We start from the raw sequence: 12,566 nt of genomic DNA, 5'->3' as shown, positions 1-12,566 counted from the left end.
AAAATGAAAAACGATGTTTCTTTATGGTTAGGGCGCTTTAGTGATTTTGATGAACTCGAAACGTACACTGAAATAAAATATAATGTAGATGGAGATAGTATTCCCTCTATTTTTGAGAAAGATTTTAAATTAGGCTATTATGATAGGGACTTAGTTGAAAAAGATTGGATTACTGACGCTGAAGATGACATAGAAAAGCTATTAGTAGATTTTTCATATGATAATCAATTAATACAACAGTACATTAACATTAAGTTAAAGTCTAAATACAATACTATCATTTTAATTTATAATTATGATTATAATAAAGAAGGTAAAATTGTTAAATTAGTAGATAATAATACCTATAATTTGGACTTTATTGGTACGGCAGAATATATAGATTAATGCGAATGAAGTATGTTTGCAGTAGAATGAAAAGAATAGGCTGAAAAAAAGTATATACTCTATGATGGTTGTACCATCATAGAGTATGTATGAAAGAAATGGAAGCTTATGCCTTTGCCATTGAAAGAGGACAAATAAAAATTGCAGAATACTTAAAGCAAAAGATGGATAAAAAAGAATGAAAAAGTGTTACAGAGAATAAGCGGATAAATCACGAAATTTAACAGGCTCATTGTTTTAAAGATAGAATATTAATGATTTATTTTATATAGCTAATTATTAAGCATTTGATTGCAATGAGGCAACAAGTGCTTTTTTTGTGCAAGAATTTTGGTACAAGAAAGCCGATTCAATACGAAGTGGTTAAAGAAGTGGAAGAAGAATTCGATTACGGTGGTGTCCGCGAGCTCGACTATTTTGGAGGCACGAACCTAGCATTTGTGGATTATATCCAGCCAAGGGAAATCGTCCAAAAAGGCTTTTTAAAAAATGGTGCTCGCTATAGTTCCCGGAGTCAAACCTTCCAAATATAAAAGGAATCTTCCTGTAAAGAAGACTCCCACAGTTGAAAATACGCCTAAGGGTACGGATGAAGTTAGTAAGGAAATTTCTGATATCCCTCATGTGAAAGAAACAAAAAATGTTATAGCAGTGAGGATAAAAGGACTAGATTTAAATGAGCATCCAACTACGACAAAACAAATGAGTTCTAAGAAAGTGAAAGAGTTAAGAGATAAAATTGATATTAGAACTATTACAAAACAAGAGTATGCAGACTACATTTGGAATAAAAAGTTTGCTAAAAGGGATAAAGGAGTTAAAGAATTTTGGTATCAAGAACAACAACGATTATTAAATAATGAACCACTTTCTCGAGATTGGTCTCAAGAACAGTTAAAAGATATTCTTGCGGGTAAAACTCCTAAATTTGATGGTAAACCAACTGCAGGGCATCATAGTTATAGTGCTTCGAAATATCCACATCCGATAAAGGAGAAATAATCTATTCGGTAAATTTTAATGAACATTTAAAAGGATGGCATGGTGGGAATTGGAGGAAAAGTAATTCGGGTGAACCTATAATACCAATTAAAGACTTTTAGGGAGGTGAAATTTTATGGTAAAGATGAAATTGAAAATTGATAATGATTCCAATAAATTAAAGTATGTATCTATTATCAGACAGAATAATAGGGCGAGTACTCAAGATATTAAAGAAAATATAGAAGATAGTAAAGTAGTGCTAGAATGTGATTATTTTGATACGGATGAATTAAAAGATTTTAAGAAAACAATGGAAGCTGTAATAAGTAAGGGGGCTACAATACATTTGTTTCAAGATGATAGAGAGGTTCAAATTGATTATATTAGTAACCTTATTAGTTCATATGAACAAATTGCTGAAGACAGAGAAAAGCTAGATGATAGAATTTCAGGTGATAATTAAGATAGAGTAGAGTATTAAAACGTTCAGTCTCAACAAAGTTCAACTGAAATTGAATTGATTCCAACAGATTTGCATGGGAATGTAGCACATATTGGTTCAGCATCAGATTTAAGAGGAGGAAAATAAAATTGGATAAAGGATTAAAAAGTTTATTAAATGAGATAATTGATACGGAAATGGTAGTTTCAAAAAAAGAAAATGCAAATAAATCGATTGTTACAATAGAGCGTATTTATGGTGTGAAATTACCATTGGAATATAAAGAGTTTTTACTTGAATATGGAGGATGTTTTTTAAAAGAGGATAGAATGTATCAGCCAATTGAAATTGCCCCAGTAATTCATAAGGATGGTTTTGACTCGATAGGCGGCTTTTATGGCATTACAAATGATACCTATGATATTGAAGTGGTAATTCAAACTTATTTAGAAATTTTAGGGACTGATATAATGCCTATTGCAGACGCAGACGGGGGAGATTTAATATGTTTAGGATTAAAAGATAATTATAGAGGTAAAATTTATTATTGGTATCATGAAGGAGAAAAGGTAGACGAAGATGGTAAAGAATATTTTTATCTTATAGCAAACTCTTTTGAAGAATTTATTTTAAAATTTACACCTCACAAAAGAGAAACAAATGTCAATTTAGATGATATCGAATTATTTTTAGATGAAGATTTATTCAAAGATTAAATAGTTTCGCCCAAAAAAAAATAACCCAAAGTAATCATTACCTCTTCTGGAGTTTAAAGTGATTTATGAAGTATCTATATATTTAAATACTCTATTAACGAGGTTGATTACCAGCTTTTTTGGTTAGTAACCTTGTTTTTTATTTACTTTTTATATTGATAGTGCTGTGCAGGAAGGAATTCGGCATCATACGATTGCCAATTTTTATGAATTTGATGCGAACCAGACGAGGACTTTAATAGCGATAGAGAATGACCTTTCCAACATGGAGACATGGTTTGCAGATATCGAAAGTCTCTTCAATGAAGGGCTCACCGGCGTCCATTTTGAGTCTAAACAGTGGGCGGCAATTACACTGAACAGCGGATTGCAAACAGCCATCGATCAACAGGCCACAGCGGTTGCGGGGGGCCTAGGGAATAGTGATCAGGATAATCTGATCGGCACGGAAATCAAAGCAGGAGCCTTCCAGGCACTTGAAAGTAAAAGAACCGAGACAATCGAGCGTGGGGCTTATGGAAGCTACAACCTGTTAAAATTCCACATCTATGAAAATGGCCTGATTATTAAGGAATACCAACTTGGGACAAGAAAGCAGATTCAATACGAAGTGGTTAAAGAAGTGGAAGAAGAATTCGATGACGGTGGTGTTCGTGAGCTCGACAACTATTTTGAAGGTACGAAGCTAGCATTTGTGGATTATATCCATCCGAGGGCAATCATCCAAAAAGGCTTCAAAAAAATGGCGCTGGCTATCATCCCTGGAGTTAAGCCATCCAAGTATAAAGGGAATCTTTCCGTTAAGAAGACTTCTGCAGTTGAAAATAAGTCTAAGGGTACTGGTGAAAATGTACAGGATAAAATTAATTACCCTAGCAAACCACATACTAATAAAACACCTGGACATTGGGAAGCAATGATAGATAAAGCTGATGAATTGGCCAAGAAGGATGATGTAAGTAAAATTTATTTAAACAAAGGTCTATCAAACGAAATACCAGGAATTAAACCAAATCGAAGACCTGATATAATGGTTGTTAGGAAAGATCGAAAAATTGATCAATATGAGGTTCCAAGTAAAACAGATAATGTGGAAGACTTAATTGAGAGAATGGAAGATAATCAAAGACTCTTGATAGATAGAGCTGGAGACATATTCATTTTACCGCCAAAAAAGTAAAAAGAGATGAGGTTTAGTGATGGAAGAGAGATTAACAACATCAATTGTATTATATGGTGAGATTGATTCCTTTGATTCTGAAAAGTGGTTAGATTTTTATAAATATGTTATAAATTTTATTAATTCACTTAATTTCGAGCCGAATTATATGGCCGTTTCTGGGGTGTCAATTAAAAGTAGCAAGATAACTTCACTAAAAAGAATTGAAAGGAAATTTTGTGAATCAGTGGAAAAAGGTGAAGAAATTTCATCTGTGTCTATATATAGTCTTCCAGAAGATTATGAAATAGCTGCTTTTGATTATAACGTATATATGTGTAGGACTAATAGGTTGAAATATTCACATATAATAATTACGTTACCCAATGAAATATTTGACAAAGTTGATTATAAAGGGGTAATTGAAGAATTGAAAAAAAATATAGAATTCGAAAATGGTGAAGTGTTTAAGTTGTTAAATTTGGAGAGTCCCCACCTATATGCCTCCAAAGCAAACGATCCATCTTCATTTAAGACCTTAGATGTCATTTTAAAATTCTAAACATAATTTTACCTTGATTGGCTTATTACCTTTCAAGACTTTTTTCTTGATCCCACGATTTATGGTTGTAATATATTGATTTTGAAGTAACTGCTCATGATGTTAAACTGACAAACCTTCTTTATCTTGGATTGTCGGCAAACAACAAGAATAGGGTGTATGTAAATATAGCTAATAGGGGTCATAAATATGAATAGCAGGAAAGGATGAGAATTACTAGTATATTTGATGCGGTTTGAGCGCACTAATCCACGGACGGGAATATCGTCGATTTTGAATCCCCTCTTGAGCGCCAAAACAATTCCATTTAAATTATTTACTGCCTGTATCATTTGCTGTACGAATCGGAAGTCAGGTTCTAAACGAGATAACTTCTGATAGTGTAATTATGAAAAAATGAACTGGAAGTACTTACAAAGCTTTTCATAGAAAATGATGTAGACTTTACTGATCTTCATCAGAAATTCAATAATATAAAATGCCTTGGAACCTATCAAAGACAAGATACAGATTTATGTATTTGATAGGTTCCTTTTTAATATATACTGATGGCGCTATGAAAGTAGTGAATATCAGTCCTTTCCACGATGGCTTGCGGCGGAATAATACCATGCTGAATCGATTGGAAAATGAAATGAATGCAATCGAGACCGCAGTCGAAGGACTCGTTGCGATGGAAGACTCATTGAAAGGACAAGGAGGAGATGCAATCCGTGCATTTTATGCGGAGTGCCACCTGCCGTTCTTACAGTTTTTCATGACATTCAAAAGCAATTACGTAAATGTCCTCACCCAAATGGATTCCGCACTCGATGCATTGGAGCCAGATATGAACGGGTTCATCCGTGAAACATTCCTTGAAGGAGAAGTTGAAGCCGGACTTACAGAAATTTCACAAATGACAAGCAGTCTCACCGACGAAGCCAACGACATTATGAATCAGGTCGCCGATATCGTTGCCCTTCCACATCTGAATGATAGTGATGTCCAGGAGGGGGTTCGGGATGTGCGGAGGAAACGGGATCGAACGATTGCCGATTTGTATGAATTTGATGCGAACCAGACGAGGGCTTTAATAGCGATAGAGAATGATCTGAAGACAATGGAAAAATGGCTTTCTGATATTGAAGGATTGTTCACTGACGGTGTGACGGCCATCGACTTCCCGATGGATAAATGGGCAGCATTGTCGGCGAAAAATACACTTCAGACAGATTTAGCACAACGGACAGCCGGGATGGACGGCGTAAATGGGGGACAAGGATCCGGTGATGAACTTGGCAATCTAGTAGGGGCGAATACGTCTGAAGATGAGCAGTTGAAGGCACTCTATGCCGCAATGGAAAAAGAACAACATGTGGGTAATCCTGTGAATGACTACGCAATCGATCCGAATACGGGCGAATACATCATGATGAACCAAGGACTCGTTCGTGTTTCAAAGGATTACGGACCCAAAGAACTGAGCCTCATTGATAAAGCCGGGTTGGGAGTAGCTAACTTCTTAATCCTGGATGACTTAAAAACAATCACGGATCCCGATAGTTCCTACATGGCCAAGGGACTGTCCATGGCCTCGATTACCCCTTTTGGGCCAGCGATAAAAGCGGGTAACGCGGGTATTAGACTTGTTAGGAAGTCTTCAATTGTGAAGTGGATAAGTCCTAAGAAAGTTGAGGGGGATATTGGAAAGGCTACGGGAAAAGGTAGTTCTGGTGGAAGTAAAAAAACAAATGTGGATGACTTTGATACGAAAACAGCTACAAATAAACAAAAAGGTAATAATGGAAGTGATGTACCACCTGCTTTTAAGCAAACTGAATTTGCTAGTTCATATGAAGCAAGAATTAATCAAACACCTGCGAAAACAAATCCAAATGCCCAATTTGAAGGGACGAGGGGTGAATCACTAGCCTCCCTTAAGCCATCGACTGACCCAAAATTAAAAAAATTTTAGATGAGGCCGGTATTGATGGTATACAATATAAAAATGGAGTCCCTGATTTCGCGCCAGTAGCAAAAGCACAGGTGGAAATCGACTATATGTTAGGAGGTAAAGGGGATTTGGGAGGGAAAGCTAGAACTAATAATTTTGTTCAATCAGATCATAAATTGGCCGAACAGCTCAACAATTCCCCCGAGTTAGCACGTCAATTGGGGATGGGAACTGGTGGGATTACTGCTAGGGACATAGAAAAATATCGAAGCAAAAACAAATTAACATGGCATGAATTGAATGATGTGAAGACAGTGCAGCTTGTACCGACAGAGATAAACGGTAAGTTCGGGCATCTAGGTGGTGTAGGTGAGATAAATGCAGGGGCGTTTGAACCCAAAGGATTTGCCGAAAAATAAAAAAAAGGGGATTTTAAAAATGAAAATTAACGATCTGATTTTTGGTGAACTCGAATATGATTATGTTTGGTCTAAGGACACTACCATAAATTTTTTAGGGAAAGAAACCGAGATAGCATTCATGGTTAAAGGTGAAGAAGATGGTAAGTTTGATGAAGAACAATATACGGCATATCAATCATTAATGCAAAATTGGGAGCAATTGCAGCAAGGCTTCTTGCAACCTATTTTAGACTATTACCAACAAAAACGGCATGAAATGGGTTATGATATTGAATTTAATGAGAATTACCCCTTAGTTAAAACAACCGACCAACTTATTGAGATGTTTACTTTGGAAGGAATTGTTGTTTCGTATGGAGATATTTTTGAGGGCCGTGATATTGGTATACTTTTTAGGTGTACATGGGATGTGGAAAATGGACTGGGGCTTCGTTTATTAGATGAAAAGGTGACTGAAGTAGGTTACCAGGATGTTGCGATTTGAATAACGTAATTTATTAACAAGGATTGTTATGGGAAGGTTAATAAGTTATGAACACGGGAGAGCAATATAACTATATATTATCCCGAATGATTCATCGGGACTACTTTATTGAAAAAGGTACAAAAAGTGGATTTTGTCATGAAAAAAAAAGTTCAAAAACGAATTGAGCTACCTAAATATCTGTGGGATGCAACAGATGGTAAACAATTCGAATGGTTTGATGAAGCTATTGGTGGAAGAACCCAAAATCATTGGGCATATAGACCAGGTGGAAGGTAGGGGGAAATGTGAAAATAGAAAAAACTCGTATATACATGCACCTAGCAATGAACGAATAAAAAAATTAGAGAATTACAGTAATGTAATATATCCAGAGTCATTCTTAGAGTTTATTAAACACTATAATGGTGGGATTCCTATAACTAATAAATTTCTTGTCAATGGCAAAGAAAATGTATTAGAACGCTTTTTATGTATTTCTGAAAACCCTAAGGAATCAGATTTAGGCGAGTATGATATTGCTGTTGTCTTAAGTCAAATTGACGATAGATTGACAGATAATCCAGAGTTGATTGGAGATGAATTAATCCCTATAGCCACCGCATTTGGTGGGGACTTCATTTGTTTAGATTTCCGGGAAAATATGATTCCAACAGTATCTCTTTGGTTACACGAGGAATCCGATACTTTTTATCCGGCCATAATATATGTAAGTGCTAATTTCGAGAGTTTTCTTGAGATGTTGAAAGAATAAACTTGGTAATTAATAGTCTGAATTGTTTCTGGAAGACCACAGTTATTCATGACTGTGGTCTTCATTTTTTAATTTCTAGATATTTTAGTTCACTAGAATTGTATTAATGCATAAGGAATGTTTTTAAAGACAGAATATTATAAAAATAGTTGAAAAAAGGTGTTAGGTTCTATGGCAAGCCTGAATCATTTTACAAGCAGGAACCTTTCACTTATGACTTGTTGGGATGGAAGATTCATTGAAAGGACAAGGGGGTGATGCAATCCGTGCATTTTATGCGGAGTGCCACCTGCCGTTCTTACAGTTTTTCATGACGTTCAAAAGCAATTACGTAAATGTCCTCACCCAAATGGATTCCGTACTCGATGCACTGGAACCGAATGCGAACGGGTTCATCCGTGAAACATTCCTTGAAGGAGAAGTTGAAGCCGGACTTACAGAAATTTCACAACTGACAAGCAGTCTCACCGACGAAGCGAACGACATTATGAATCAGGTCGCCGATATCGTTGCCCTTCCACATTTGAATGATAGTGATGTGCAGGAGGGGGTTCGGGATGCGCGGAGGAAACGGGATCGAACGATTGCCGATTTGTATTAATTTGATGCGAACCAGACGAGGGCTTTGATGACGATAGAGAATGACCTGAAGACGATGGAAACATGGATTTCTGATATCGAAGGATTATTCACAGACGGTGTGACGGCCATTGACTTCCCAATGGATAAATGGGCAGCATTATCATCGAAAAATACACTTCAGACAGATTTAGCACAACGAACTGCCGGGATGGACGGCGTAAATGGGGGACAAGGATCCGGTAATGAACCTGGCAATCTAGTAGGGGCAAATACTTCTGAAGATGAGCAGATGAAAGCACTCTATGCCGCAATGGAAAAAGAACAACATGTGGGTAATCCTGTGAATGACTACGCAATCGATCCGAATACGGGCGAATACATCATGATGAACCAAGGACTCGTTCGTGTTTCAAAGGATTACGGACCCAAAGAACTGAGCCTCATTGATAAAGCCGGGTTGGGAGTAGCTAACTTCTTAATCCTGGATGACTTAAAAACAATCACGGATCCCGATAGTTCCTACATGGCCAAGGGACTGTCCATGGCCTCGATTACCCCTTTTGGGCCAGCGATAAAAGCGGGTAACGCGGGTATTAGACTTGTTAGGAAATCTTCAATTGTGAAGTGGATAAGTCCTAAGAAAGTTGAGAAGGTTAGTGGTACGGCTACAGGTAATACCGTAAGTGATTATCTTGATGATATAATTGTGAAAGGGAATGCTGATGCTGCTAAGTTGACTAAGCTAAAAAATGCTATTCAGAATAATACTTTTAGTGTAGATGAGCTGTCTGAGATTAGAAAAAAGATGTCTGATTTAGGCATCACTAAAGAATATGATGAAGCATTAATTAAAATTGATTTTGGTAAGTATCTACGAGGATTAATAGGTGACCCGCCTGTTGATATGGTAGATTCACATGCTCATCATATTTTATTCAAAAAAGGTCTAGGTGAGGCTCAACAAAAACTTGTTCAAGAAGGTCAAGAAATATTAAGGAAATATGGTATTGAACCTATAATTGGTAAAGAAAATTTAGTTTGGGCACCAAATAGAATTGCTGGGCAACATAATATATCAGCTTTAGAAAATGTTGTTAACCAATTGAAAGCAGTTGATGCTGCAGGTGCGGACTTAGATGATATTATTGAAATACTAGAAGACCTGGGAAAACAAGCTGCTTCTAGATGATAAGAATTAAAGGAGAAACTAAAATGGATAAGACTAAAATTGCAAAAGACATTAGAGGTGCCATCAAAAATGGCCAATTGGATATATTAAGAGACTTACTTGAGAAAGAACCAGAAATGTTAAAATGGATGACACCTTTTGGTACATGGTTACATGTAGCAGCAGCTCATGGGCATTTAGAAATAATAGAATTTCTTATTAATGCCGGGATAGATATTAATGCACAGGGTGGAACTTTTTCTACAAATGCTCTGGAAAGAGCGGCTACAAAAGGTTATTTAGATATTGTTGAATATCTCATTAACCATAATGTTGAGATTGATACTAGTGAACCAGATAGAAATCCCCTGTTTGCTGCAATATATGGTGCTAATTTTGAGATTGTTGAATTGTTAGTTGAGAATAATATAGATATCACTATAAAATACTCTGGTGAAAGTATGAAAGATATGAATGCTCATGCCTTTGCCATTGAAAGAGGACAAATAAAAATCGCGAAATATTTAAAGCAAAAGATGGATGAAAAAGAATGAAAAAGTGTTACAGAGAATAAGCCGATAAATCACGAAATTTAACAGACTCATTGGTTTAAAGATAGAATATTAATGATTTATTTTATATAGCTAATTATTAAGCATTTGATTGCAATTAGGCAAAAAATGCTTTTTTTTGTGCAAGAATTTTGGGACGAGAAAGTCGATTCAATACGAAGTGGTTAAAGAAGCGGAAGAAGAATTCGATGACGGTGGTGTACGTGAGCTCAACAACTATTTTGAAGGTACGAAGCTAGCATTTGTGGATTATATCCATCCGAGGGCAATCGTCCAAAAAGGCTTCAAAAAAATGGCGCTCCCCCTTATCACGGGAAATAAATCTGTCAAATATAAAGAAGATATTTCTGGTAAGAAGACATCAACAGTAGAGGAGAAGCCTAAGGATACCGGGAAAGTGGTTGAGAATGGTAATAAGGCTGAAATATTAGCTCAGAATTGATCGAAAGGAAGAGCTTTTGAACAGGCAGAATTACCAAAGTTTGAGAAAATTGCAGATAATGTAGTAGAACAAGTAACTAAAAAACAAATCAAGGCACAAAAATTAGAGTTGATGCAATTGGAACGAATAAATTTACCGGTGATATAGTGATTCAAGAGTATAAATCATCAGTAACTGCACCATTAACAAAAAATCAAACAAAAGGATTTCCAGAATTACAAAGTGGTGGGGGAAGTGTAGTAGGAAAAGGAATATTTAAAGGAGGTACTCCTATGCCGCCTACTAAAGTTGAGATTATTAGACCGGATTAGAGAGGAGAATAATATGTCTATAATAGAAACTGATAAAATAGATGCTACGGGTATAAGCAAGGACGGGAATGGCTTGATGTTGATGCTTGCAGACCATTTGGATTGGGATGATGAATTAGGGCATTTAGCACTTTTACAAGATAAAATTAATGCGTATTTAGGATTTATTGAATCAAATCAGTATTCAGATATCTATCCAAATATAGCATTTGAATATTACGTTATTAATGTAAGATTTAAATATGAAGCCACTGAGAATTGTTTAAAATTTTTCGAAGGGATTAATACACAATTAAGAGAATATAATATCCATCTAGTAGAAAGTGGAGATTAAAATGGGAGGAGACCAAGGGACGGCATGGGTAAAAATCAGAAGAACCAAGAATTGATGAGTAAAGTATTTGAAGACTATTTTAGTGAGATACAAACAGATATGGTATCAATTTGTTTAGAGTATGTAGAAGAAAGGGCTGAAAAAATATATATTTATTGTTCTTTTGAAGAAGGAATTGTATCAAGTGATTATTTTTATAATATTAATGGTAAGGTAGTAGAACGTCACAAATTAAATGATATGTTATCTAGTGGAGAAAATAACTATGATGTATCTGTTCAAAGGCAGAGTGGTGTTGTTAAAATTTTGAATATGGATATTAAAAGTGTAATAAATTTATGCAAGGAATATAATAGGGAAATACCAACAGAAATGAAATTAATATATAATATAGAAGAAAATCGCCTGAAAGCGGAATATAAATACGAACTAGTTTATTCTGATGACCCTGTTAAGACAGCGGATGATGTTGCAATGGAATGGTTCGAGGAAATAAGTAAAGATAATAGTTAGAGTTAATAACTAGCATTACATGGGAATTGGTAGTTTGAAAACTTTATTCTCCTACACTGAATCTTAGATCTTCGAGTAACTTGAATTAAAGATGTATATGAGTCTCTGGTATTAGTATGAATGCTTTTTATATACAGATTGCCGACAATTAATTATATATAAAACGCCACAGTGAAAATAATTTGCTGTGGCGTTTTTCCTTTGTCTTAAATCATTCGTATTATGAGATGAGGAGCTGATTTATTGTCTAAAGGGCACGAATGAACACAAATGTTTAGAACCAAAACTTTCGGCCACGACTTGGCAGGGTAGACATGCCGCGCATTTTATGCGGAGTGTCACCTGCCGTTGATTGCCCCGTTTTAGAAAAACTTTGGTATGAATTTAAAAATAATGTCCAAGAACCTTGGATAATCTCACATTTACTTTTAGTGAAGGTAAATTAAAGATTGAATATGACTACGAGGATTTATCGGAAGCAGATGATTATGAAAGGCGAATTTTTTGGAAGTATAAGTACCTAGGGCGTTTACCTGAGGATGAAGATGACCAAGAATTCTTAAGGTAGTATTTACAATCAATTGAAGAAAAAGAGAATGAAAACGATAACGAACAATAATTAATAAATCTTGATAGAACGAATATTAACCACTCAGTTAAGATGTTTTTATATTGAACTCACATTTCGCGGCCCTACCCAACCCTAAAAGGTATTTTCCTCCCCCGTATCGAAAAGTATATTTACCTCTTTATTCGAACGGCAAAGAAGGTATTTAACGGACACGCGTAATTATAAAA

At 35.6% G+C, this 12,566-nt stretch carries 16 protein-coding genes and 3 pseudogenes; all 19 read left to right on the top strand.

Going from position 1 to position 12,566, the window contains the following annotated elements; all coding sequences use genetic code 11:
- Positions 1-3 precede the first annotated feature (3 nt).
- The 19 genes and pseudogenes from MKX62_RS22940 to MKX62_RS22850 all read left to right on the top strand — a co-directional run bounded on the left by MKX62_RS22940 (position 4) and on the right by MKX62_RS22850 (position 12,336).
- Positions 4-387, top strand: a complete 384-nt coding sequence (locus MKX62_RS22940; protein ID WP_338656019.1) for an immunity 22 family protein — start codon at positions 4-6, stop codon at positions 385-387.
- 89 nt (positions 388-476) lie between these two features.
- Positions 477-569: pseudogene (locus MKX62_RS22935) on the top strand (ankyrin repeat domain-containing protein); the annotation flags it as partial.
- A gap of 126 nt (positions 570-695) precedes the next feature.
- The gene (locus tag MKX62_RS22930) at positions 696-920 is read left to right on the top strand and encodes a hypothetical protein (protein ID WP_338656021.1); all 225 of its coding nucleotides are present in this window, start codon (positions 696-698) and stop codon (positions 918-920) included.
- A complete protein-coding gene (locus tag MKX62_RS22925; RefSeq protein ID WP_340742432.1) occupies positions 877-1,389 on the top strand; it encodes a hypothetical protein in 513 nt (170 codons plus the stop codon). The genes MKX62_RS22930 and MKX62_RS22925 overlap by 44 nt, the downstream gene beginning before the upstream one ends.
- 115 nt (positions 1,390-1,504) lie before the next feature.
- On the top strand, positions 1,505-1,834 hold the full coding sequence (locus MKX62_RS22920; RefSeq protein ID WP_338656022.1) for a hypothetical protein: 330 nt from the start codon (positions 1,505-1,507) through the stop codon (positions 1,832-1,834).
- A gap of 128 nt (positions 1,835-1,962) precedes the next feature.
- The gene (locus MKX62_RS22915) at positions 1,963-2,529 is read left to right on the top strand and encodes an SMI1/KNR4 family protein (RefSeq protein WP_338656023.1); all 567 of its coding nucleotides are present in this window, start codon (positions 1,963-1,965) and stop codon (positions 2,527-2,529) included.
- A gap of 265 nt (positions 2,530-2,794) precedes the next feature.
- Complete coding sequence (locus MKX62_RS22910) at positions 2,795-3,709, top strand: hypothetical protein (RefSeq protein WP_338656026.1); 915 nt, start codon at positions 2,795-2,797, stop codon at positions 3,707-3,709.
- Between the two features lie 19 nt (positions 3,710-3,728).
- A complete protein-coding gene (locus MKX62_RS22905; protein WP_338656027.1) occupies positions 3,729-4,250 on the top strand; it encodes a hypothetical protein in 522 nt (173 codons plus the stop codon).
- A 478-nt stretch (positions 4,251-4,728) separates the two neighbouring features.
- A pseudogene (locus MKX62_RS22900) lies at positions 4,729-5,397 on the top strand (ribonuclease YeeF family protein); the annotation flags it as partial.
- A 588-nt stretch (positions 5,398-5,985) separates the two neighbouring features.
- Positions 5,986-6,605 (top strand): annotated as a pseudogene (locus MKX62_RS22895) (HNH endonuclease).
- A gap of 19 nt (positions 6,606-6,624) precedes the next feature.
- A complete protein-coding gene (locus MKX62_RS22890; RefSeq protein WP_338656029.1) occupies positions 6,625-7,092 on the top strand; it encodes a DUF6985 domain-containing protein in 468 nt (155 codons plus the stop codon).
- 196 nt (positions 7,093-7,288) lie between these two features.
- The gene (locus MKX62_RS22885; protein WP_338656031.1) at positions 7,289-7,846 is read left to right on the top strand and encodes an SMI1/KNR4 family protein; all 558 of its coding nucleotides are present in this window, start codon (positions 7,289-7,291) and stop codon (positions 7,844-7,846) included.
- Positions 7,847-8,072: 226 nt separating this feature from the next.
- Positions 8,073-8,447 (top strand): LXG domain-containing protein, encoded by a 375-nt coding sequence (locus MKX62_RS22880; RefSeq protein WP_338656033.1) that lies wholly within the window; start codon positions 8,073-8,075, stop codon positions 8,445-8,447.
- Between the two features lie 27 nt (positions 8,448-8,474).
- The gene (locus tag MKX62_RS22875) at positions 8,475-9,617 is read left to right on the top strand and encodes a hypothetical protein (protein ID WP_338656034.1); all 1,143 of its coding nucleotides are present in this window, start codon (positions 8,475-8,477) and stop codon (positions 9,615-9,617) included.
- 23 nt (positions 9,618-9,640) lie between these two features.
- Positions 9,641-10,150 carry an ankyrin repeat domain-containing protein gene (locus MKX62_RS22870; RefSeq protein WP_338656036.1) on the top strand — a complete coding sequence of 170 codons (510 nt, stop codon included), beginning with the start codon at positions 9,641-9,643 and terminating at the stop codon, positions 10,148-10,150.
- Positions 10,151-10,286: 136 nt separating this feature from the next.
- Positions 10,287-10,610: a hypothetical protein gene (locus MKX62_RS22865; RefSeq protein WP_338656037.1), complete on the top strand. Its 324-nt coding sequence runs from the start codon at positions 10,287-10,289 to the stop codon at positions 10,608-10,610.
- A gap of 324 nt (positions 10,611-10,934) precedes the next feature.
- Positions 10,935-11,255 (top strand): DUF6572 domain-containing protein, encoded by a 321-nt coding sequence (locus MKX62_RS22860; protein ID WP_338656041.1) that lies wholly within the window; start codon positions 10,935-10,937, stop codon positions 11,253-11,255.
- Between the two features lie 54 nt (positions 11,256-11,309).
- On the top strand, positions 11,310-11,768 hold the full coding sequence (locus MKX62_RS22855) for a DUF600 domain-containing protein (protein WP_338656818.1): 459 nt from the start codon (positions 11,310-11,312) through the stop codon (positions 11,766-11,768).
- Between the two features lie 406 nt (positions 11,769-12,174).
- The gene (locus tag MKX62_RS22850) at positions 12,175-12,336 is read left to right on the top strand and encodes an immunity protein YezG family protein (protein WP_338656043.1); all 162 of its coding nucleotides are present in this window, start codon (positions 12,175-12,177) and stop codon (positions 12,334-12,336) included.
- Positions 12,337-12,566: the final 230 nt, after the last annotated feature.

It is taken from the genome of Sporosarcina sp. FSL K6-5500 (assembly GCF_038005665.1).
In the GTDB taxonomy this organism is placed as follows: Bacteria; Bacillota; Bacilli; order Bacillales_A; family Planococcaceae; genus Sporosarcina; species Sporosarcina psychrophila.
Note: the sequence above shows the minus strand (reverse complement) of the source record. Positions and strands in the feature narration are given on the sequence as shown.